We start from the raw sequence: 21,903 nt of genomic DNA, 5'->3' as shown, positions 1-21,903 counted from the left end.
TCCAACAACATTCACTTCCGGGCAAAAACCGCAGACGGCTCTCGCCTGCACCCAAGTCCATGCAGCAGCGGGATGCAGACCCTGCACCGCGGTCAATACCTTCGTCCGCAGCACAACTCCCCGTTGATGCGGCACTTAACGCGCAGGGTCTTACTCTGTTGATGATGCCATTATAATCCTTTTTTTACCGCACTGCAAGCGCTCAAACAGACATCTTTGCCAAAGGAGCGTTTTTATTTTTGGCAGTGTTGTATAAACATAAGACTTTTGCCCGCCTGTCTCCCTCTTTTCTTTTGGCGCAGAACGTGGTAAGATGAACACAAGATACCAAAGGGGAAACTGCCCCGGAAAGGAAATTTTCCATGAAATTCAGCGAAATGACCTATACCCGCCCGGATATCAATGCCCTGCTGGCACGGTGCAAGCAGCTGGCTGCCAAGGCCGCCGATGCGCAGGACGGCGATGCCCTCATTCAGGTGTACTACGAGCAGAGCCGCGCCTTTGCGGACTACACCACCGCCTCCCAGCTGGCCAACATCCACTACACCTGTGACACCCGCGATGCCTACTGGAAGGCTGAGCAGGACTTTTTTGATGCCAACGGCCCTGCCGTGACCAACGCCAGTGTGGAGATCAGCCGGGCATTTCTGGCAAACCCCTATGTGGATGCCCTTACCGAGCACTTTGGCACCACCTGCGTAGCCGGTATGAAGAACGCCGTGCTGGGCATGGACGACCGTACCGTGGAATTGCAGCAGGAGTTCAACGCGCTGGTCAGCCAGTACCAGCAGATCTACGGCGGCGCACTGGTGGAGCTGGACGGCAAGCAGCTGACCATCCCCCAGCTGGGCCCCTACAAGGAGGATCTGGATCCCGCCGTGCGCCGCGCCGCCTACGAAGCCGAGGCCGGCTACTTTGACGCCCACCGGGACGAGCTGGACACACTGTACACCAAGATCGTCAAGAACCTGAATCAGCAGGCCAAGGTGCTGGGCTACAAGGATTACAGCGAGCTTTCCTATGTGCGCATGAACCGCATCGGCTACGGACAGGCCGAGATTCAGGCCTTCCGGGATCAGGTTGCCCGGGACGTTGTACCCGAGCTGCAAAAAGTGATGGCCATGCGCGCCAAGCGCACCGGCATCACCCACCCCACCTTTACCGACCTGCCCATCATCTTCAAGGACGGCAACCCCAAGCCCATCCCGGGCTATCAGGCACGCATGGACGCCGCCCGCACCATGTACCACGAGCTCAGCCCCGAAACGGCAGAGTTCATCGACTTTATGCAGGACAACGAGCTGTTCGACGTGGAAAGCCGCCCCGGCAAGATGTCCGGCGGCTACATGACCAGCCTGCCCAGCTACAAAGCGCCCTTCATCTTTGCCAACTGGAACAATACCTCCGGCGATGTGGACGTGCTGACCCATGAGTGCGGCCACGCCTTTGAGGGCTATGTGGCCGAGCGCGACCCCAACGTGCCTGCCGATCTGGAATGCCCCGCCATGGAGAGCGCCGAGATCCACTCCATGGCCATGGAGTTCCTCACCGCGCCGTGGCACCACCTGCTGTTCGGCAAGGATACCGAGAAGTACGCCCTGCTCCACGCCGAGGACAGCTTTGTGTTCCTTGCCTACGGCTGCGCCGTGGACGAGTTCCAGCATATCATGTATCAGAACCCCGACCTGACCCCCGACCAGCGCAACGCCGAGTGGCTCAAGCTGGAAAAGAAGTATCGCCCGTGGATCGATTTTGACAACCTGCCCTTCTATGGCCGCGGTGCCGGGTGGCAGCGCCAGCTGCACATCTACGAGTGCCCCTTCTACTATATCGACTACTGCCTGTCCACCATGGCAGCACTGCAGTTCTTCCTGCTGAGCCTGGATGACCACAAGGACGCATGGGAGCGCTACCTCAAGCTGGTGCGCCGCGCCGGTCTTGCCAGCTACACCGAGCTGCTGCAGACCGCCGGGCTGAAGGTGCCTTTTGCCGAGGGCAGCGTCAAGGGCATTGCCCAGCAGATGACCCGCTGGCTGGAAGAGCATCAGGTGGGCTAAAGACAAGCGAAAGTCGTTTCGTGACAGCGTCAGGGCGTTTCGTGTCAGTTTTCTTGCTTTTCCGCCGGGCTGCGGTATACTGAAACCAGCATCATCCCCTTCGAGAATGGAAAGGAGTATTGACTTATGAGATCTTCCCGTTTGTTCCGGCGCGTCATCGCCGGTCTGTGCGCTGCCGCCATGCTGTGCAGCGGCATGGCCGCTTCGGCTGCTGCGCCCGCACTGCCCGCCGCCCCCGCTGCGGTGGAAGCCACCAACGCCGCCCCCAGCGATGCCGAACTCAAGACCGCTTTTTCCAAGTTCACCATCACCTACGACGAGGAGGCCGGCGGCTGGGATTTTTCCTCTCCGCAGGAGCAGGCCAGCATGGATAAAAAGTCCTGCGGGCTGTACCCCTATATGTTCTTGCAGGACGATAGCATTGCCTTTAATATGATCCTGACCTATGTGGGCAGCAAAAAGCTGGACATCAAAACGGTCAACGTATCTGCTGATGACGAGCTGTACACCTTTACCTGTGACGAGGAATACGGCGGCGGCTACGATCAGGATCTGGGCTGCTGGTTCGATCTGGAGCTGTTCCAGCTGAGTGACGAGGAGGTCAGCCTGCTGAGCGAGTGGCTGAACGCCAAGAGCGTCACCGCCGTATTCGTTGGCCGGGACGGCACCACCCAGAGCTATGCCCTGACCAAGGAGAACCGCGCCGCCATTCAGGAGATGGTCACCGCCTACAACCTGATGCTCTCCTCCACCGTAGAGCAGTGCGAGCCTATCCTGACCAGTCTGGCAAAGTAAACGCATTTCCAGAGTCCCCGGAGCGTCTGCGGATGCTCCGGGGACTTTTTACACTAATTTTTTATTTTTTGCAAAAAAAGCTTGCAAAGCCGGCCAAGCTGTGCTATACTAATCGAGCTGTGATGTGCTGCTATAGCTCAGTTGGTAGAGCGCATCCTTGGTAAGGATGAGGTCTCCAGTTCGAATCTGGATAGCAGCTCCAGCTTAACCGCCCCGAAGTCTTAGGACTTCGGGGCGGTTTTCGTTTTCCTTTCAGCCGCATTGCAAAGAAATACCGCCGCACAGCTGTGCGGCGGTATTTTTTAATCCTCATCGGGGATATTTTCTGCATCCAGCAGATACTCGGTCTCGGTCTGCTGCTCCATCTGCTGCTCTGTCCAGTCCAGCTGCACAGCGCCGCTCAGGTCCAGCGAATAGTCCTCGGTGTACAGCAGACTGCCGGTGTTCAGGCTGCTTTCTGCCGGGCTGCGGGCATCCCATGTAAAGTGCAGACTTTCCGGCGGCACGGTGCACTGCTTTGCCAGTGCGGTCAGGGTGTAGCAGTCCCGGGCAAAGGCGGCGGCGCTGTCGTAAGGGCCGAACAGTTCCACCGTCAAGGTCAGGTAGGCATCCCCGGCGGGCAGGGCGGCGGCCTGCTGCAAGGTCTCGGCCTGCGGGCCGCTCAGGTACAGCCTGCCGCTGATATCCCGGATGGCGATGTCCTGCGCGTCCCGCTTATAGGCTGTGTACAGTTCGTCAATGGCCTGTGTGCTCAGGCGGTTCATGGTCTGCTGATTTTCGCCGCTCACTTCGTCCCACAGCATGGGCAGCATTGCCATGCAGAAGCAGCCCGCCATCAGCACCAGACAGACCAGCACGGACACAAAATCGTACTTCCAGCGGCCGGGGCGTGCGGCAAAGAACAGCACCTCGCACCCCAGCAGCACCAGCGCCACCGCCGGGGCGATCTTCAAGGTCAGCTGCACATCAAAGCCCGGCACAAAGAAATACAGCAGGAAGAACACGCCCGCCGCAATAAGGCACGCGCCCAAGGTCAGGCTACCCACCCGGCGCAGGGGCTTTTCTGCGGGCTTGTGCTCCGGCGGGGGCACACTGCCCGGCTGTGCCGTCAAGGGGGTCTTATTCTGCTCGGTCATCGTCATCCTCCGCAGGGGTCTCGTCCTGCTCTGCACCGGTCACCGGTTTCCCCAGCAGTGCCGAAAGCTCCGGCATGGCAAAATGGGTATCCGTGTCTGCGGTGTCCTCGGCCTCCTCTGCCTGCGGCGCAGCCGTGTAGGCGTGGAAGTCCTCGGGTTCCTCGGTCTCCTCTTCGGGGGGCTGCTTGCCCTTTTTGTTTTTCGGGCCGCGCACCAGCCACATACCGCACACGATCAGTGCCACGCAGACCACGATCTGCGGCAGGGCATCCAGCATCAGGTAGATGGCGCGAAAAACGGGGTTATCCTGTCCCCAGCGCCACATCACATCGCCCAGCACCCGCATGATGATATTGTTGTAGAACACGATGGCGCCCAGCGCGATCAGCCCCCAGCCCACCAGCTTGTGGCTTTCGCCCATGAACTGGGTCATGCGGGCATCGTGCCAGTCAAAGTGCACCAGATAATCGTCCTCCGGGGCTTTTTCTGCCGCCAGCTGCGCGCGGAGGTTCAAGGTATCGAAAAAGCTGTACATATACACAACGATGCAGCCGACTACCAGTGCGTCCAGCCCCGTGGTGCTGCCTAGGATAATGAACAGGCAGAACATGGTGATGAGCGAAAGCCCCCGCTTCATATAGCCCTGATACATCTGCCCCGCACCGGGGATGCAGGCAAACAGCAGGGTCAGGATCCCGTTTTTCTTCATAATCAGTTCCCTCATTTCTCAGTGGTGTCTGCACTGTGGTGCAAAAGCGCGTCCAGTGCATCGGATAGTTTTTCGGTCAGCTGCTTTTTGTCCTCTATGGGCTTGCCCAGCGGAGCGGTGGATTGCTGCGGCGCTTTGTCGTTCACCGGCTTTCCCAGCAGCTCCGGTTCGGTCTGCTGGGTAGTCTGCGGCAGCCATGTGTTCAGCTGCTGCCCGGTGTGCAGGATCTGTTCCAGCGTACCGGCACGCCACAGCGTCAGCGCCAGCACGGCGGCCACGGTGGCCACAGCGGCGCGTCCCCATGTGTTCTGCATCAGCCGTATCCATATCGTGCCCATCACCGCGCCCCGGGCGGAACGCGGCGGCTGCTCCAGCACATCGTCGGTCAGCAGAGCGGTGTAGCGGTCCATGCAGCGGTCGCAGTAGGCAAGGTGCTCGGCGGCTTCCAGCCGCTGCGTTTCGTCCAATTGCCCGCCGACCAGTGCCTGTAAGCCTTCCTCACTCAGACAGCCTTTTGCGTCAAACAGTTCCATGTACGCTCCTCCTTTCACAGGGTATGCGGTCGTTTTGCAAAATCTGCTGCGCCAGCATCTTTTTGGCGCGATAGACCTGCGCTTCCACCGTTTTGGGCGGTCGTCCGCACAGCCTTGCAGCTTCGGCCATGGTATGCTGCTCCAGCAGCACCAGACGGCAGGGCGTGCAGTAGGGCTCCCGCAGATTTAAGATCATCCCGGTAAGTTCTTCCTCGCCCAGCGCCTCCAGCACCTGCTGCTCCGGCTGCATGCCGGGCGGCGCGCCCTCCAGCGCCAGCACCTCGTCGCCGGGGGTGTTCATCTTGCGCACCCACGCGCTGCGCAGATAGTCCTTGGCTTTGTTGGCGGCGATGCGCGCCAGCCATTGCTTTTCAAAGCCGGGCGGGCAGCGGTCGATGGCCCGCCACGCTGCCAGAAAGGTCTCCTGCGTCAGATCCTGCGCTTCCTGTACATCCGGCACCAGCTGGTGGCAGACCGTGTACACGAGCGCCTGATATTTCTGCACCATCGTGCTGAATTCCTGTGTTGTCAACGCGCTGCACGGCCTCCTTTCCGGTTCTGGATGCGGTGCTCTGCGCCGCCCTTCTGTCTTTAATACGAAGGAGCGGCGGCAGTTCCTGCAAAAAAACTAAAATATTTTCAAACTTTTTCTTCTGCCGCAGATATGGTACAATAGCAGTATAGCACACAGGGAGGATTTTCGCCATGGCTTCTACCACCCGTCAGGCACTTTTACAGGCGCTGAGCGCCGCCGAGGGCGCATATATTTCCGGCCAGCAGCTGGCGCAGCAGCTGGGGGTCAGCCGCGCCGCCGTGCACAAGGCGGCAGCGGCGCTTACCGCGCAGGGCTATGCGCTGGAAGCCGCCTCCCGCCGGGGGTACCGCCTGCTGGGCGGCGACCCCTTCTGCACTGAGGCGGTAGGCCCCTACCCCGCCCCGGTGCAGCTGTACGACACGCTGGAAAGCACCAACCGCACCGCAAAGCTGCTGGCGCTGGAAGGTGCCGCCCACGGCACGCTGGTGCTGGCTGGCGGGCAGACCGCCGGGCGCGGGCGGCTGGGGCGCAGCTTTGCCAGCCCGGCAGGCAAGGGGGTGTACTGCTCGGTGGTGCTGCGTCCGCCGCTGCCTGCCGCCAACGCCCAGACCGCCACCATCGGCGCGGCAGTGGCAGTGTGCCGGGCGGTGCAGATGCTGTGTGGGCTGGAACTTGCCATCAAGTGGGTGAACGACCTGTATTACAAGGGCAAAAAGGTGTGCGGCATCCTGACCGAGGCCGGCACAGACCTTGAAAGCGGCCAGCTGGAATGGCTGGTGGTAGGCATCGGGCTGAACCTGACCGCCACGGCAGAGGACTTTCCCCCGGAGCTGACCGCCAAAGCAGGCAGCCTGTACCCCGGCAGCCCCGCCCCGGTAAGCCGGGCGGCGCTGGCGGGCGCCATCGGACGGGAGCTGTTAGCGCTCTGCCCGGGCTTTGCCTGTCTGGACGAGTACCGCGCCCGCTGCTTTGTGCCCGGCCATTGGGTGACCGTGTGCACCGGCACCGAGACCTACGCCGCGCAGGCGCTTTCCATCGACGACACCGGGCGGCTGGTGGTGCAGCGGGAGGGTGGCCGCACCGAGGCGCTGCGCTGCGGCGAGGTGACCATCCGCCCCACCAAGACGGAATAAACGGGAAAGAGGACCATTTATAATGCCCTCCGCGTTGCTCTGGGCATCTTCAGAGGAATAATTATTTTTAATTTTGCGTTTGTCGCGCTCTGCGGAGCGCTCCAAACGCTTTTTTCACAGGAGGGGCTGTAATGGAAAAATGCATCTCATCTTTGCGACCCTTCTCGTGAAAATGGCAGAACGGAACGCCCGCAGGCGTTCCGTTCTGCCAAAATCTAAAATAAACTTTCCTTAAATCATGCCCAGAGCAACGCGGAGGGCATTCCCAATCATTTTCAGAGCACAAAAAAGCCCGCCGGGCATTGCGCACGGCGGGCTTTGGTTTACAGTTTACTCTGCCTTGGTCTCGGGCTTTGCCTCAGCCTTGGTCTCCGGCTTTGCTGCGGGAGCAGCAGCGGGAGCGGCGGGCTTCACCACGGGCTTCGGGGGATTGGGGTCGTCCTTCAGCGGGAACAGGATGATGTGCTTGGGGCACTTCTGGGCGCACATACCGCAACCCTTGCACTTGTCGTAATCAACGCGTGCCACGCCGTCCACAACATGGATGGCGTCGAACTTACAGGTGCGCTCGCACATGCCGCAGGCAATGCAGGAGGTGGTGCACAGCTTGTTTGCCACAGCGCCCTTGTCCTTGTTGGAGCACATGACCACCGGCTTGCGGGGGCCAGCAGCGTCGATCATGATCACCTGCTTGGGGCAGATGTTGGCACAGGCACCACAGCCGGTGCACTTGTCCTTGTCCACCTTAGCCACACCGTCCACGATGTGGATGGCGTCGAACTTACACACCTTGGTGCAGTCGCCCAGACCGATGCAGGCGAAGGAGCAGGTCTTGGGGCCGCCGTACAGGGCTGCCGCAGCAGCACAGGTCTGGATGCCCTTGTAGTCGTAGGCGGGCTTGCAGTGCTCGGAGCTGCCCTGACACTGCACAACAGCCTTCTTCTCTACGGCGCTTGCCTCGCCGCCCATGATCTTGGCAATGGCAGCGGCAGCCTTGGGGCCGCCGGGTGCGCACTTGTCGCAGGGCACGCCGTCCAGAACGACAGCCTTTGCGTAGTCGGAACAGCCTGCGTAGCCGCAGCCGCCGCAGTTTGCGCCGGCCAGACAGGCAGAAACTTCCTCAATGCGGGGGTCTTCCTCCACCGCCATGAACTTTGCGGCGGCCACCAGAACGATGGCACCCACAGCGCCCACGATGGTGCACAGGATAACAGCAGATACAATATTCATAGTCCTGTTCCTCCCTTACAGCGTAACATTGAACAGGTTTTCGACGATGCCGCCGAAGCCCATGAAGGACAGGCTGGTGATTGCAGCTGCGATCAGGGTGATGGGCAGGCCCTTGAAGGGTGCCGGGGGATCGCAGGCTTCCACGCGCTTACGCACGCCGCTGAACATGACCATAGCCAGCATAAAGCCGCAGCCTGCGCCGATGGCGCAGATCAGAGCCTCGATGTAGGCGTAGCCGAAGCCGTTTGCAGCCACATCTGCGCCGTAGTCGCCCACGACCAGAATGGTAACGGCCAGCACGCAGCAGTTGGTGGTGATCAGGGGCAGATAAACGCCCAGCGAGTTATACAGTGCAACGATGTACTTCTTGAGGAAGATCTCGATGAACTGCACCAGCACGGCGATGACCAGAATGAACACGATGGTCTGCAGGTAGCTCAGACCGGCCGGGTCCAGAATGAAGATCTGGATGGGGAAGGTAACGGCCGTTGCCATGAACATGACGAAGATGACAGCACCGGACATACCAACAGCGGAATCCAGCTTTTTGGAAACGCCCAGGAACGGGCAGATACCGTAGAACTTCACCAGCACATAGTTGTTGACAAGGATCATGCTGAAGAAGATCGCAGCGAGTTTGACGAGCATCTTATTCCGCCTCCTTCTTCAGATTGTCAAGATCACAGCAGCTCTTGCGCTCGATGCGGGCGTCCAGCTTGCCTTCCAGCCACACACAGCCGGCCATCAACAGGCCAAAGCAGAAGAATGCACCGGGAGCCTGCGTCATGATGGAGACCTTGGCAACGCCTTCCGGAATGATCTGGAAGCCCAGCCAGGTGCCGCTGCCCAGGATCTCACGGATGGAGGCCATCAGGGTAGCGGTGAGGGTGTAGCCGAGGCCCATGCCCACGCCGTCCAGTGCGGAATCCACCACATTGTTCTTGCAGGCGAACATCTCGGCACGGCCCAGAATGATACAGTTGACAACGATCAGGGGCAGGAACACGCCCAGAGCGTTGTACAGGCTTTCCATGTAGGCCTGCATGAACATCTGCACGATGGTCACAAAGCCTGCAATGATAACGATGTAGCAGGGCAGATGCACCTTGCCGGGGATGACTTTCCGCAGCAGGGAGATCATGATATTGGAGCACACCAGCACGAAGGTGAAGGCGGCGCCCATGCCCAGTGCGCTGGAAACTGCCGTGGTAACGGCCAGAATGGAGCAGGTGCCCAGAACCAGACGCAGAACAGGGTTTTCTTTGATGATGCCGTTGGTAAGGATGCTTACCTTGGACTTATTTTCTTGTGCCATTTCTTACCAACCTCCTTTTATGCCAGCTCGTTGAAGCAGTTGATACAATCATTGATGGCAGCAAACAGAGCGGTGGACGAAATGGTTGCGCCACTGTACGCATCGAAATCCTGATTCATCACAATGTTCTTGGTGCCGTCCATGCCGTTGAACTGTGCCAGAAAGTCATCGGTGGACACATTGGAGCCGATGCCCTTGGTCTGGGTAGAAGCGTCCACCCAGATGCCGGTCTCGGCGCCGTTGGCGTCAAAGCCCATGATGACGGTCAGAATGCCGCCGTCAAAGCCCTTTTCTTCAGCCTTGATGGCAATGCCGCCATCGGGAGCCTTTACCACGCCGGTAACATTGGCGGTGGTGTAATCGGTAACTTCCTCCAGCGTAGCTGCGTCCGAAACAGAGGGCATCACGCTGACATAAGCAGCCAGCGTGGTGCGGCGGGTGTTCTCCTTGATAACGGGAGCGGTCATGCCGTTCACCAGAGCCAGCAGCAGGCTGACGATCAGAGAGATGACGGTCAGCACAACAATGGGCTTACCGGTGGTTTCCCAGCTGGAATTTGCAGTCTTACTCATTTGCCAGCACCCTCCTTCGCTTTCTTTGCAGGCTTCACATAGCCATACGGGGTCTGACGAGTCAGATCATTGATGTACGGGACCCACAGGTTCATGAACAGCAGTGCGAAGGACACGCCCTCGGTGTAGCTGCCCCAGTAGCGGATGGCAAAGGTAACAATGCCAAGGCAAACGCCGTATACCAGCTTACCCTTCAGGGTAAAGGGGCTGGTAACGTAGTCGGTAGCCATGAACACAGCGCCGAACAGCAGGCCGCCGCTCAGCACGGCAACCAGTGCGCTGTGCAGATCTCTGGTAGCGATCAGGTAGAACACGAACACGCTGCCAACGTAGGAAGCCGGGATGGCGATGCTGATGGTCTTGGTAGCCACCAGATAGATCAGACCCAGCACGATAGCCAGTGCACAGGTCTCGCCCAGCACACCGCCGTGGATGCCCATGAACAGGTCCAGCAGGCTCAGCTTGGAGGGATCTGCCACAGCCAGCGGGGTAGCCTTGGACAGCTGATCCACCGCTGCATCCGGGAACACCCACTTATTCATGGAGCCGGCAAAGCTGACAAACAGCACGATACGGCCCACCAGAGCGGGGTTTGCAAAGTTCATGCCAATGCCGCCGAACAGCTGCTTGACAACAATGATAGCCACCAGATCGCCGATGATCAGCTGACCGATGGGCATACCCACGGGCACGTTCATGGCCAGAATGATGCCGGTGACCACAGCGGACAGGTCGCTGATGGGGTTTGCACGCTTCAGCAGCTTGCAGTACAGCCACTCAAAGGCCACACAGGCCACCACGGAAACGGCGGTGACCAGCAGGGCGCGCACGCCGAAAATGATCGCAGAGGCAACCACGCAGGGGCACAGTGCAACGATCACGTTAGCCATCAGGCTTTGGGTGGTCTCGTCACTGCGGACGTGCGGGGAAGCCGAAACAATAAGCTTCGTATCCATTACTTATTGCCTCCTTTTTTGATTTCGCCAAGATAGAAGGCCTTGGCCAGACTCATCATCTGGGTAACCGGGCGCTTTGCCGGGCAGACGAAGGAGCAGCTGCCGCAGTTGAAGCAGTAGTCAGCGTGCAGCTTGCCCAGCTCCTGCACATCGCGGGCGGCGTAGGCCTGATTGACCTCCACAGGCTCCAGACCCATGGGGCAGTACTCCACGCAGCGGCCGCAGCGGATGCAGGGGTTGACCTGTGCGGGCTGTGCAGCTGCCTTGCTCAGCAGGATCAGACCGGAAGTGGTCTTGGTGGTGGGGTAGGAAAGGTTCTCCACAGCGGGGCCCATCATGGCACCGCCGGCAACCACCTTGCCCAGCTCGCCCTTAACGCCCACATAGTCCAGAATGTCCTGATAAGCGGTACCCACGGGCACAACGACGTTCTGGGGCTTTGCGCAGGCATCGCCGTCCACGGTGATGGTACGCTGCACCACCGGCATACCGGTAGCCAGATACTTGCCCAGCGTGGAAACGCTGGTCACGTTCATCACGATAGCGCCTGCATCGGCGGGCAGACCGCCGTGGGGCACCTCGCGGCCGAGACACTTCTCGATCAGGATCAGCTCTGCGCCGGTGCCGTAGACACTGGGCAGGGGCTTGACCTCGATAGCGCTGTCGTCCTTGGTCTTTTTGCACAGCAGGTCGATGCACTCGGGCTTGTTGTTCTCAATACCAATGATGCACTTGGGAATGCCGGTGTACTTCAGCACAGCCTTGATGCCGCGGATGATATCATCGCTGCACTCCAGCATCTCCTGCGTATCGCTGGTCAGCCACACCTCGCACTCGGAGGCGTTGATCAGTAAAGTATCCACCGACTGCTTGGGCTGCAGCTTCACATCGGTGGGGAAGCCTGCGCCGCCCAGACCGACCAGACCGCACTCACGCACGGCGGCAAGGAAGCTGGCCTTATCGGTGACTTCCGGTGCCTTGACGGCCGGATCTACGGTCTGCTTGCCATCGGTATTGATGACAACAGAATCGCACATACGGCCATTGGACAGACGGAAGGGCTCCACTGCAGCTACCGTACCGGAAACGCTGGAGTGGATGTTTGCGGAGACAAAGCCGCCCGCCTCACCGATTTTGGTGCCGACGAACACTTCATCGCCTTTTTTCACCAGTGCCTTGGCGGGTGCGCCAATGTGCTGGCTCATAAGGATGCGTACCTGCGCGGGCAGAGGCATCGGGATAGGTTTGCTTGCAGCAGTTGCCTTGTCATGCGGCGTATGCGCGCCAAGCGCCGCACGTTTCAGCTTGTTCAACATGGATTTCAAATCCCCCATTCTGCTTGAATTGCCATCCCCTCGCCCATGCAGGCGCACTGGTACAGGGACAGCAGCTGCTTAACACACTTATTGTATCATTTTGGCGCGGGAAGTCAACGACATCACGCCCCAAATGATGAATTTTCCTGAACTTTCTTATTCGTTTTCGCTGATTAGTTTTAGCTAACCACCGTATTTTTCTTTTTGTTCTCCCCTACGGAAATCAATTTTCCTCTAAAGGCTTCCCCCGGAAGGGACAGATTCTCCCCGCGCCGGGGAGAAATGTCACCGCAGGTGACAAAGAGGGGAACAGCTGTCACCGCAGGTGACTGATGAGGGCGCAGGGCAGCAGCATTTTGCCTTAAATCTCCCCTTCTGCCGTTTGCCTTTGCTGCGGGAATATGCTATACTATACCTAACATGACAGGCGGAACGTCCCCCGCTCCGCTCCCGAACTTCACAAGGAGGCACCAAACCATGAAAGTTCTCAAAGCTCTGCTCGCCGTCCTCACCACACTGGCTGTCGCCCTGACCGCCATTCTGCTGTTCTGGCAGGATAAAAGCGCTCCGCGCTATATCAAGATCTACGAAAACGAGCAGTAATTATTTCTTGCAAAACAGCACCCCGGCCAAGCGGTAAAACCGCCCGGCCGGGGTGTTTTTGCGTTATCGTTTTATTATTATAGTCTTACTTTGTACCAACAAAAACGATTGCAAAGGTCAGATCTTCCTTCGTAATTACGGTCACAGCGCACATATTACCCTCTTGGGTTGCCAGCGGATAATAATTTCCGTTCTTATCTGTTCCTGCAAAGTAATTTCTGCCATTTGCTTTTACATTATCAAAGGCCGCAACATTCACTTTCAGCATTTTGCCTTTGCTGACGCCACTCGGCAGTTCCTTAGATACTTCATCGTATTTCCGTTTTGCTGCATCCAGAGTTGCTTTGTTTTCAGCCGTCTGATCCTGGTCGTATGCTCTCCATGCAAACTGCCAGTTGGTGTAAGCATTTGCATACTCCGTCAGCTTCACAGAGTATTCTTCGTCAAAAGGAACTTTTTCTTTGCCAGCTGCAACACGCGCTTCATTCAGCGCTGCTGCGATTTCTTTTCCTTTATTGATATCCGGCTGGGTCAGCGGCTCTGCCGGCGTACCGCCGCAAGCGGTGAGCATAGCCAGCGTCAGCACCGCAGCCAGCGTAAGCGCAACCAGTTTTTTGATGCATTTCATAGGTTTTGCCCTCCTGTAAATAATAAATACCCCGGCAGACCACGCGGTCTGCCATAAAAGCAGTGTAACCCCGCAGGCGGCGGCTGTCAATGCACGAACCACACAAAAACGCCGCCGACTTTTCGTCAGCGGCGTTTGCGCGCACTCAGTAGGTCATCACGACCACCATAATGGGGTATTTATCCTTTGTTTTTTCGTCGGTGTTCTGCACAACGCCCACGCCCACAAGGGTGGCTTCCTTACTCTTGACCAGTGCATTGTTGCGTTCTGCGCTCACGCCCTCTGTCTTGTCTGCCCACGTTTTGAACCATTTCGCATCCGGGTAAACGCCCTGCAGTGCGCCAAAACCGATCGATGCTTTTTCGCCCACCTTCTTCTTGCGGACCTTTGCACAGGCATCAATATAATCCGTGTTGGTACTCGGATCCTCGCCATATTTGCCATTGACGCCATCCAGCTGCACCTGTGCCATCTCCTTGGCGAACGTACAGGCCTGCTTGTTCAGCTCCAGCGGGGTGTTATTGCCGTAGTTCTTGCGCACTGTGTTCAGTGCTTCCACCACTGCGGCCTTCTTTTGTTCCTCGGTCTTTTCATCCTCGGGATTTTTGCCGGGTTCACTGCTGCCCGGCTTGTCCGGCGTATCCGGTGCGGAGGGGCCGGAGGGCCCGCAGGCTGCCAGAAGCAGCAGCGCCATTGCAGCTGCAAGGACCGCTGCCGTCCATCGTTTCCAAAGCTTCATCTGTGGTCCCTCGCTTTCTTCTTATGGGAGCGCGTTGCTCCCCAGTTTCATCTTATCCCCTGCTGCGGTGTGCTGTCAATGGGCAGATGCGCCAAACTTTGCCGGAAAGTTTCGGCAAAGCGTGCAAAAGCAGGAACATTTTAAAATAGCTTCCGCGTGCGCTCCAGCCATATTCAGTGGAAAATTTATTTTTTATTCGCAATTCTGGAAAATCTGCCGATTTTCCGGAATTGCTTTTTCACAGGGTTCTGCACGCAAAAAAGGCTGCCGCACAGCCTGTGTGCGGCAGCCCGGGGTGCATCAAATTTTGCTCGGAGTAGTCTTAGTGTAGGTGATCAGGATCAGGATATAGCTCTTATCGCCGATCTTGTGCGTAGCTGCGCCGATCTCGACCTTATTGTTACCGGGGCGGGACGTGCCGATGGGAACAAACTGGCTGGGACTCGTGACGCTCGTCATCCATTCCATCTTCAGATGCTCGCCTATTATGCCGCTGCTCTTGAACTGAATGTTGTCGATCAGGTTGACCTCGCAGGGCGTTTTTTCGGGGTCAATCCCGGCTGCCTTTATAACAGCAGGATCCTTCAGCAGCTCCTTGGCCTTTGTGCCCTCGTTTTCCTTCTGCGCGGCGGCTGTATCGGCGGCTGCCAGCAGCGCTACTGCCAGATCATCTGCCTTTTTGGTGTGGGTCACAGTCTTGCCTCTGTCTGTCATATAATCGATCGATATTTTCAGCAGCTCGTTCTGCATGGCGTAGCTATTGCCGCCGCAGCCTACCATCGTTAATGCCAGTGCAGCAACCAGCACGACGGCTGCCAATTTTTTGAATAGTTTCATCGTTTCCTCCTTGCCGCAGCCTGCAATAAGTCTTCCGGGGCAGCTGCAGGCCGCATCTTGTAAATATACCGTTCCGGTCTTGGGCATCCGTAAGGGCTGTCACAGCCCGGACGCTCTTATTTCGCGATCATAAGCACGCAGTTCTTGCCGTCAAGCGTGCCAATGGCAAGACCAAACTCAAATTTGCTTCCGAGCTTGGGTTTGCCGATCTTCAAATCACCCTGCATCAGACGATACACAAGATCCCCTGCAATCTCAAAAGGCTTAGCCTGATTCATGGTATTGCTGAGGTAACTCGGGTTGCGCGTCAAGGAGAGCGCATAAGCCTCCGTTGCCGGGTCAATGCCGACCTTTTTCAGGAACTCCTCATCATTCAGCAGTTCATTCGGATCCGGCCACTCGCCTTCTTCCGACTCCGCGAGGGCTTTATCGATCTCTGTCAGCAGCTTTGCTGCCAAGGCATCCAGTTCCTTGCTGTCCGTGGCCTGCTTGCCCTGCATAATAACAGCAGCATCCGAGACAGCATCCTTGATCTGCCGGGCAAGGCCTGTCTTGGAGCCGCAGCCCACCATCATCAGTGCCAGAGCCGCCACCAGTACGGCAGCTGCCAGTTTCTTGAACAATTTCATGCTTCATGCCTCCTTCTTCGTCAGACATTATCCTATGCAGCCCGGACATTTTCCAAGCCTGCTTTCTTTCATTTTACCGTCACATTTACAATACTGTCAATGCACAGAAGCCCTAAAGTTTTTCCAGCAAATTTCAGCAATTCGCGCAAAAAAGGCTGCCGCACAGTCTGTGCAGCAGCCTTTTGGGCTTAGTAATCGTTTTCGCAGCCAAGCAGGAATTTCATGTAGGCAAAGGTGCGCTCCCGTCCAAGGTCCCGCACCATGCACAGCAGCTTTTCCAGCAGCGCCCGGGTCTCCGGGTGCATCAGGTAGTGATCCTTGCTGCGCTGGTAGTACTCCCACGCGGAGGCATCGGTGTACTTGTCGCCCAGATAGATCTGGCTTGCCGCCACCCGGTCGCACACCATCTCGCAGACGTAGCGCAGGGGAATCTTCATGCCGGTCAGGCCGGTCTTGGTGGTGCTGTAATCGATCCAGTATTCCAGATGATGCTTGTTGCGCCCCTTGTGGTGCAGCCACGCCGAGGTGTAGCCCTTGGCCGCGCGCTCGGCCTCGTTGGGGCTGTGGTCGCCCTGATAGTAGATGCACCCGGGGATGAACTCGGTGGGGCTGTACTTGCTCAGGTCGTGGGCAAGGCCCTGCTCATACAACCCGCATTCAAAGCAGTATTTCATCACCAGCAGCTTGTGCCGGGTGATGGTCTCGAAATGACCTTTGATGTTCATGCTGTTATTCCCTCCACTGCACCGTGATGCGTCCCTCTTTCAGCCCGCGCAGATCATCGCTTTCGGAAAAATCCTCCCGGTCCATGGTCAGGTTGGGGTTGTAGTAGGGGTCGTGCAGGATGTTCGCCTTGCCGTGCACCTCGTACAGACGCTGCTGCTCGGCGGCAAAGCGCCGTGCCTTTACCGGGTCTTTCTCGTCCCCGCCGCGGCTCTTGCTCTCGTAATGGGTCAGCTGGGCGTAGGGCGTCCACGCAATGCGATAGCCCGCATCCCGCACCCGCAGGCAGAAGTCCACATCATTGAAGGCCACCGCAAAGGCTTCGTCTAGCCCCTTTACCTCGTCCCACACGCTGGTCTTTACCAGCAGGCAAGCACCGGTCACAGCAGAAAAGTCCTGCACCGTGGCGGTGCGGAACATATAGCCGCTGCCGCCGGCCTTTTTGTACTTGTGGCTGTGCCCCGCGTAGCCCCCCAGCCCGGTGATGACGCCTGCGTGCTGGATGGTCTCGTCCGGGTAAAAGAGCATTGCACCGCACACTGCCGCCCCGCCGGGGTGGGCGCATTGGCGCAGAAGTTCGGTGAGCCAGTCGCTGCTGCGCACCTCCACGTCGTTATTCAGCAGCAGCAGATACTCGCCCGTGGCGTACTTGCGGCCAAAGTTGTTGATGCCGGAAAAGTTGAAGCCCTTTTTCGGGTAGGTGACCACCCGCAGACCGTCGTAGCGCTGCTGCGCCTTTTTATAGTAGGCAAAGGTGGCCGGGTCGGTGGAGTTGTTCTCCACCACGATGACCTCAAAGTGCTCCCATTCGGTCTTTGTCCAGATGCTGTGCAGGCACTTTTCCAGATCCTCGGTGTGGTCCTTGTTGGGGATGAGGATGCTTACCTTGGGTTCGCCCACGATGTCCCATTTCACCCGGTAGGTGCTGGGGAACAGGCCGTCCTCCACCGTGCCGGTGCGCCCGGTGCGGGTCAGGTGGTCTGCCAGCGCCTTTTTGGCTGCTGCCGCAACGTATGGCTTGGCGTCTGCGCCGCCGGAGGTAGACCCCGCGTGCACCCGCCAGTAGTAGAGCACCTGCGGCACATGGGCAGCACCGCCGGTCTTTTCCAACAGCCGCAGGAACAGATCATGATCCTGACTGCCGTCGCATTCCGGGCGTTCGCCGCCCAGCTGCTCCCACAGCGCTTTTTGGAACACCGCCAGATGGCAGATGTAGTTGCAGCACAGCAGGTAGTCCGGGGCGTAGTCCGGCTTGAAGTGCGCCACCATGGGGCGGCGGATGCTCTTGGTGAACAGTGCTTCATCGCTGTACAGAAAACCGTCCGGTTCGCCGCGCTGCCGCAGCTGTAAGATGGCCTTGCCCATGGTGTACAGGGCATGGGGTGCCAGAATGTCGTCGTGGTCAGCCAGCGCCAGATACTCCCCCGTTGCCAGCTGCGCGGCGGCGTTGGTGTTGGCGGCAATGCCCTGATTTTCGATCTTTTTGTATACGATCTGTTGATTCTTTTGCTGATATTCCTTTACGATCCGCTCCACGTCCCCGTGGGCGGCGTCCGAAGCATCGGCAAGGCAGAGCTGCCCGTTGGGCGCGGTCTGTCCCACAAAGGAATCCAGAAATTCCCGCAGGTATTTTTCCGGGGTGTTATACAGCGGGGTCAGCACCGAGATGGTGGGCAGGCCGCAGTCTGCCGCCGTTTTGCCTGCCATCTCTGCGCGCTGCGCCTCCAGCACCTTTTTGGCGGGCAGGTAGCGCGCACGCTTGCCAAAGCAGCGGCGCTTTACAAAGCCCGCGCCGCGCCTGACCATGGTGGGCAGACCCTCGTCCTTTGTCAGCTGCACGGCATAGCCGGCCAGCTCCTTGGCGCGTTTCAACCGTACATTCATATCAGACCTCGCCGCGCTGGGTCGCCTTGTAGGCGGCGCAGACTGTCTGGGTGTCCCCGTTCATTTTCAGGTGGCCGTGGCTCAGCCATGCCACCTTGGTGCACATCCGCTCGATCTGCTCGATGGAGTGGGACACCAGAATGACCGTGGTGCCGCCCGCCATCAGCTCCTGCATCCGCTTTTCGCACTTCTGCTGGAACAGGAAATCGCCCACCGACAGCACCTCGTCCGCAATGAGGATATCGGGCTTGGTAATAGTGGCAATGGCAAAGCCGATGCGCGCCACCATGCCGGAGGAGTAGTTTTTCAGCGGCACATCCAGAAAGTTTTCCAGTTCGCTGAATTCTACGATCTCGTCAAATTTTTCGTCCAGATACTTGGGCGAGAAGCCCAGCACCGTGCCGTTGAGGTAGATGTTCTCGCGGGCGGTCAGATCCATATCAAAGCCCGCGCCCAGCTCAATGAGCGGGGCGATGGTGCCGTTTACGGTCACCTTGCCCTTACTGGGCTTGTACACCCCGGCAATGGTCTTGAGCAGGGTGGATTTGCCCGAGCCGTTCAAGCCCACAAGGCCGTAAAAATCGCCGGGCATAATATCCAGACTGACGTCCTTTAAAGCGTAGAACTCGTCGTATTGCAGCCGCCCCTGCACCATGGCCAGAAAGTACTCCTTCAGGCTCTCATGCTTTTCCTTGGAAAGGTTGAAGCACATGGAAACATTGTCCACTTTGATGATCGGTTCCATTGTTCACCCTCCTTAAATGTGCAGCACAAAGCGGTCCTGCGTTTTGCGGAACACCTGCAGCCCCACTACCATGGACACTACCGCGCAGATGCCGCAGACAAGGAACATATTCCAATCCAGCGGGATGCCCCACATCACCGTGCGGCGGAAGCCCGTGATATACCAGTACATAGGGTTCAGCTTGATGATCTGCTGCATATTGAAGCCGCCGATGGAAAAGGTCATCTGGGTGGGGTCGTAGAAGATGGCGGAGAAATACAGCAGCGCGGTGACGAACACGCTCCAGATATGCATGATATCCCGGAAGAACACCGTAGCCGCCGCTAAGAACATACTGACGCCCAGACTGAAGAAGAACAAGGTCACCAGCGGGTACAACGCCTCGAAAATGGTCAGGTGGAAATGCGCGCCGGTAAAGATCATGACCAGCAGCAGCGCCACAAAGCTGAACACACAGTTCACCATGGCAAAGCAGCACTTTTCCAGCGGGAAGATATACTTGGGGATATACACCTTTTTCAGCAGCGGGGCGGCGCTGAGCACGCTGCTCATGCTGGTGGAGGTAGCCTCGTTGAAGAAGTTGAACAGCAGCTGACCGCACATCAGAAAGACGGCAAAGTTGTCGATGCCGCTGCCCCGCATATCCATCAGACTGCTGAACACCGCCCAGTACACAAGGCACATGAGCAGCGGGTTCAGCACGCTCCACACCACGCCCAGCACGCTGCGGCGGTACTTCAGCTTGAAATCACGGCTTACAAGGTTCCACAGCAGATAGCGGTAGCGCCAGAAGCCGTTCCACATTGCTTTGAGTTTTGCCACGGGCGATCACCACTTTTCAAAATACTCGAACTTCTGGGCGGCAAAGGGCTCGTGCAGCTTGTCCTTTGCGCTGGTCTTGTGCTCGCAGCCGCAGTCCGGCCACTGCACGTTGACGGTGGGGTCATCGTAGGGGATGCCGCCCTCACTGGTGGGGTCGTACACATCGGTGCACTTATAGCAGAACTCTGCCACATCGCTCAGCACCAGAAAACCGTGGGCAAAGCCCTCCGGGATATAGAACATCTTCTTGTTGTCCTCGGAAAGGGTCACGCCCACCCACTTGCCAAAGGTAGCGCTGTGCGGGCGGCAGTCCACGGCTACGTCATACACCTCGCCCTTGGTCACGCGCACCAGCTTGCCCTGTGTGTGGTTCTTCTGGAAGTGCAGCCCGCGCAGCACGCCCCGGGTGGAGCGGCTCTGGTTGTCCTGCACAAATTCCTTGTCGATGCCAGCCTCTGCAAACTGATCCTTCTGGTAGGTCTCCATAAAATAACCGCGGTCGTCGCCGAACACCTGCGGCTCAATGACCACCACGCCGGGGATCTCGGTCTGCGTAAAAATAAACTTACCCATGATATTGTACCTCTCTTTTTTTCTGAAAGTTTTTTCTTTATCTGGAAAAGTCTGGTTTAAAACAGGCTTTTACGCTTTGTTGCGTCGCTTTGCCGTTTTGCGGCGTTTTTTCAGGCGTGCATGCAGCCGCAGCACCAGCACCGTGACCACCGCCGCGCCCACGGTGCAGCCCACTGAGATGCCCGCCAGCAGCCATGCGCTGCTGCCCGGCTCCACGTCTCTGGCGGCTTCCAGCGTTGTGCCGGTGCTCTGCTCCAGCAGCTCGGCAAGACCCGTGATCTCGGCTTTTACCCGCACGCTGGTGCTCTCCTGCTTTGTGCCGCCGTTCAGGGTGTACACCGCATACACGGCAGGCTCTGCGCCCAGCAGATACTGCTCCGGCAGCTCTAAGTCCACGGTCACGTCCTGCGCGGATAAGCCCTCGGCCAGCAGCAGCTTCACCCCGGGGTCGGCCACAGTAACGGTGCCAAGGCTCTGCCCGCCGCCCGCCACTGCCAGCTGTTCAGTGACCGTGCCGCCGGGCAGCTGGGTGTAGTTTTTATAGGTAGCAAAGGCGTAGTCCAGCAGGGTGCGCATATCGTTATATTTATCGGTGCTCAGCTGGCTTTGCATGGTCACGCAGATCAGGCGCACCCCGTCCTGCTCCGCCAGACAGGCATAGCTGTACCGGGCGGTGTTGGTGTAGCCCAGCTTGGAGCCCAGCACGCTGTCGATGTGGTAGCGGCTGGAACCGATGCGGATCTTATCCTGCTGGGAGAAGTAGCGGGTCACCGGCTGAATGTTGGTGGACTGCATGGTGTACATCTGGTTGCGGGTGAACACCTCCTCAAACCCGGGCTGCTGCAGCGCCCAGCGCAGGATCTGCGCCATATCATAGCAGCTGGTGTAGTGGTCCTCATCGCTGATGCCGTGGGGGTTGGAAAAGTGGGTGTGGGCAAGGCCAAGCTCCTCCACCTGTGCATTCATGGCCGCCACGCCGTCCGCGATGGTGCCGCCGCCGAAATACTCTGCCAGCAGGTTGGCGCCATCGTTGGCGCTTGCCATCTGAGTGGCGTACAGCGCATCCACCAAGGGGACTTCTTCCCCTTCCAGCAGAGCGATGTGACTGGAATCCGTGCCCGCCAGCGAGTAGACATCCTCGTGGGTCACGGTCAGCTTTACATCGTCCCAGTCTCCCTGCGCCTTTTCGCAGGCAAGGCCAAGGGTCATCACCTTGGTAATGGAGGCCGGGTGCAGCTCCTCGTCCATATTCTGCTGCGCCAGCACAAGGCCGGTATCCGCATCCACGATGCAGTATGCCCGGGTATTGGCCAGCGCCGGGCCGGCTGCTGCCGCGCCGGGCACCAGTACAGCACCTATCAAAAGCAGCACAGTGCACAGTGCTGCGGTAAATTTTTTCATCTGGTATACTCCGCTTGTCAGTTTTATGCCAG

General features: G+C 58.3%; 24 protein-coding genes, 1 tRNA gene and 1 riboswitch. Of the genes, 5 read left to right on the top strand and 20 right to left on the bottom strand.

Features of this window, described 5'->3' with window-relative positions:
• Positions 1 to 63 precede the first annotated feature (63 nt).
• A riboswitch (THF riboswitch) is annotated at positions 64 to 160 on the bottom strand.
• A gap of 202 nt (positions 161 to 362) precedes the next feature.
• The 3 genes from DXB44_RS08790 (at position 363) to DXB44_RS08780 (ending at position 3,054) form a co-directional block, all read left to right on the top strand.
• On the top strand, positions 363 to 2,057 hold the full coding sequence (locus DXB44_RS08790; protein ID WP_005923063.1) for a M3 family oligoendopeptidase: 1,695 nt from the start codon (positions 363 to 365) through the stop codon (positions 2,055 to 2,057).
• 126 nt (positions 2,058 to 2,183) lie between these two features.
• Positions 2,184 to 2,852 carry a hypothetical protein gene (locus tag DXB44_RS08785; RefSeq protein WP_118658448.1) on the top strand — a complete coding sequence of 223 codons (669 nt, stop codon included), beginning with the start codon at positions 2,184 to 2,186 and terminating at the stop codon, positions 2,850 to 2,852.
• A 126-nt stretch (positions 2,853 to 2,978) separates the two neighbouring features.
• A tRNA-Thr gene (locus tag DXB44_RS08780) sits at positions 2,979 to 3,054 on the top strand.
• A 100-nt stretch (positions 3,055 to 3,154) separates the two neighbouring features.
• Here DXB44_RS08780 and DXB44_RS08775 read toward each other — a convergent pair.
• From DXB44_RS08775 to DXB44_RS08760, 4 genes are read right to left on the bottom strand one after another with little or no spacing between them, the layout of a single operon-like run.
• A complete protein-coding gene (locus DXB44_RS08775) occupies positions 3,155 to 3,988 on the bottom strand; it encodes a hypothetical protein (RefSeq protein WP_199680592.1) in 834 nt (277 codons plus the stop codon).
• The gene (locus DXB44_RS08770) at positions 3,972 to 4,697 is read right to left on the bottom strand and encodes a hypothetical protein (protein WP_118658446.1); all 726 of its coding nucleotides are present in this window, start codon (positions 4,695 to 4,697) and stop codon (positions 3,972 to 3,974) included. The genes DXB44_RS08775 and DXB44_RS08770 overlap by 17 nt, the downstream gene beginning before the upstream one ends.
• 11 nt (positions 4,698 to 4,708) lie before the next feature.
• On the bottom strand, positions 4,709 to 5,230 hold the full coding sequence (locus DXB44_RS08765) for a hypothetical protein (protein ID WP_118658445.1): 522 nt from the start codon (positions 5,228 to 5,230) through the stop codon (positions 4,709 to 4,711).
• Entirely contained in the window at positions 5,217 to 5,762 is a 546-nt protein-coding gene (locus tag DXB44_RS08760; protein ID WP_236130706.1) for a sigma-70 family RNA polymerase sigma factor, read from the bottom strand. The genes DXB44_RS08765 and DXB44_RS08760 overlap by 14 nt, the downstream gene beginning before the upstream one ends.
• A gap of 173 nt (positions 5,763 to 5,935) precedes the next feature.
• On the opposite strand from DXB44_RS08760, the gene DXB44_RS08755 reads away from it, so the two are divergent.
• Positions 5,936 to 6,898 carry a biotin--[acetyl-CoA-carboxylase] ligase gene (locus DXB44_RS08755; protein ID WP_118658444.1) on the top strand — a complete coding sequence of 321 codons (963 nt, stop codon included), beginning with the start codon at positions 5,936 to 5,938 and terminating at the stop codon, positions 6,896 to 6,898.
• Between the two features lie 330 nt (positions 6,899 to 7,228).
• Here DXB44_RS08755 and DXB44_RS08750 read toward each other — a convergent pair whose 3' ends face one another.
• Genes DXB44_RS08750 through rsxC form a run of 6 tightly spaced genes read right to left on the bottom strand, consistent with a single transcriptional unit; the run spans position 7,229 to position 12,287 of the window.
• Positions 7,229 to 8,128 (bottom strand): RnfABCDGE type electron transport complex subunit B, encoded by a 900-nt coding sequence (locus tag DXB44_RS08750; RefSeq protein ID WP_118658443.1) that lies wholly within the window; start codon positions 8,126 to 8,128, stop codon positions 7,229 to 7,231.
• Positions 8,129 to 8,143: 15 nt separating this feature from the next.
• Entirely contained in the window at positions 8,144 to 8,776 is a 633-nt protein-coding gene (locus DXB44_RS08745) for an Rnf-Nqr domain containing protein (protein ID WP_118658442.1), read from the bottom strand.
• A gap of 1 nt (position 8,777) precedes the next feature.
• Positions 8,778 to 9,443 carry an electron transport complex subunit E gene (locus DXB44_RS08740; RefSeq protein WP_055186231.1) on the bottom strand — a complete coding sequence of 222 codons (666 nt, stop codon included), beginning with the start codon at positions 9,441 to 9,443 and terminating at the stop codon, positions 8,778 to 8,780.
• A gap of 17 nt (positions 9,444 to 9,460) precedes the next feature.
• Entirely contained in the window at positions 9,461 to 10,015 is a 555-nt protein-coding gene (locus DXB44_RS08735) for an FMN-binding protein (RefSeq protein ID WP_005923037.1), read from the bottom strand.
• Positions 10,012 to 10,971: an RnfABCDGE type electron transport complex subunit D gene (locus tag DXB44_RS08730; RefSeq protein ID WP_097779195.1), complete on the bottom strand. Its 960-nt coding sequence runs from the start codon at positions 10,969 to 10,971 to the stop codon at positions 10,012 to 10,014. The genes DXB44_RS08735 and DXB44_RS08730 overlap by 4 nt, the downstream gene beginning before the upstream one ends.
• Positions 10,971 to 12,287, bottom strand: a complete 1,317-nt coding sequence (rsxC, locus tag DXB44_RS08725; RefSeq protein ID WP_243111104.1) for an electron transport complex subunit RsxC — start codon at positions 12,285 to 12,287, stop codon at positions 10,971 to 10,973. The genes DXB44_RS08730 and rsxC overlap by 1 nt, the downstream gene beginning before the upstream one ends.
• A gap of 477 nt (positions 12,288 to 12,764) precedes the next feature.
• On the opposite strand from rsxC, the gene DXB44_RS14990 reads away from it, so the two are divergent.
• The gene (locus tag DXB44_RS14990) at positions 12,765 to 12,890 is read left to right on the top strand and encodes a hypothetical protein (RefSeq protein ID WP_256466526.1); all 126 of its coding nucleotides are present in this window, start codon (positions 12,765 to 12,767) and stop codon (positions 12,888 to 12,890) included.
• An 85-nt stretch (positions 12,891 to 12,975) separates the two neighbouring features.
• Here DXB44_RS14990 and DXB44_RS08720 read toward each other — a convergent pair whose 3' ends face one another.
• The 10 genes from DXB44_RS08720 to DXB44_RS08675 all read right to left on the bottom strand — a co-directional run bounded on the left by DXB44_RS08720 (position 12,976) and on the right by DXB44_RS08675 (position 21,871).
• The gene (locus tag DXB44_RS08720) at positions 12,976 to 13,518 is read right to left on the bottom strand and encodes a hypothetical protein (RefSeq protein ID WP_118658440.1); all 543 of its coding nucleotides are present in this window, start codon (positions 13,516 to 13,518) and stop codon (positions 12,976 to 12,978) included.
• A gap of 145 nt (positions 13,519 to 13,663) precedes the next feature.
• Entirely contained in the window at positions 13,664 to 14,257 is a 594-nt protein-coding gene (locus DXB44_RS08715; RefSeq protein WP_118658439.1) for a hypothetical protein, read from the bottom strand.
• Positions 14,258 to 14,557: 300 nt separating this feature from the next.
• The gene (locus tag DXB44_RS08710) at positions 14,558 to 15,094 is read right to left on the bottom strand and encodes a hypothetical protein (RefSeq protein WP_118658438.1); all 537 of its coding nucleotides are present in this window, start codon (positions 15,092 to 15,094) and stop codon (positions 14,558 to 14,560) included.
• A 116-nt stretch (positions 15,095 to 15,210) separates the two neighbouring features.
• Positions 15,211 to 15,723 (bottom strand): hypothetical protein, encoded by a 513-nt coding sequence (locus DXB44_RS08705; RefSeq protein ID WP_118658437.1) that lies wholly within the window; start codon positions 15,721 to 15,723, stop codon positions 15,211 to 15,213.
• Between the two features lie 188 nt (positions 15,724 to 15,911).
• On the bottom strand, positions 15,912 to 16,448 hold the full coding sequence (locus DXB44_RS08700; protein ID WP_055186226.1) for a DUF5662 family protein: 537 nt from the start codon (positions 16,446 to 16,448) through the stop codon (positions 15,912 to 15,914).
• A 4-nt stretch (positions 16,449 to 16,452) separates the two neighbouring features.
• On the bottom strand, positions 16,453 to 18,330 hold the full coding sequence (locus DXB44_RS08695) for a glycosyltransferase family 2 protein (protein ID WP_118658436.1): 1,878 nt from the start codon (positions 18,328 to 18,330) through the stop codon (positions 16,453 to 16,455).
• 1 nt (position 18,331) lies between these two features.
• Entirely contained in the window at positions 18,332 to 19,075 is a 744-nt protein-coding gene (locus DXB44_RS08690) for an ABC transporter ATP-binding protein (protein ID WP_005923018.1), read from the bottom strand.
• A gap of 12 nt (positions 19,076 to 19,087) precedes the next feature.
• On the bottom strand, positions 19,088 to 19,897 hold the full coding sequence (locus tag DXB44_RS08685; protein ID WP_243111100.1) for an ABC transporter permease: 810 nt from the start codon (positions 19,895 to 19,897) through the stop codon (positions 19,088 to 19,090).
• A gap of 6 nt (positions 19,898 to 19,903) precedes the next feature.
• A complete protein-coding gene (gene rfbC, locus DXB44_RS08680; RefSeq protein WP_005923016.1) occupies positions 19,904 to 20,470 on the bottom strand; it encodes a dTDP-4-dehydrorhamnose 3,5-epimerase in 567 nt (188 codons plus the stop codon).
• Positions 20,471 to 20,539: 69 nt separating this feature from the next.
• Positions 20,540 to 21,871, bottom strand: coding sequence for a serine hydrolase (locus tag DXB44_RS08675; protein WP_118658434.1), 1,332 nt, complete (start codon positions 21,869 to 21,871; stop codon positions 20,540 to 20,542).
• Between the last annotated feature and the right edge of the window lie 32 nt (positions 21,872 to 21,903).

The organism is Faecalibacterium sp. OM04-11BH (genome assembly GCF_003482185.1).
Taxonomy (GTDB): Bacteria; Bacillota; Clostridia; order Oscillospirales; family Ruminococcaceae; genus Faecalibacterium; species Faecalibacterium tardum.
The sequence above is the reverse complement of the archived record's forward strand: the minus strand, read 5'-3'. Positions and strand labels throughout refer to the sequence as shown.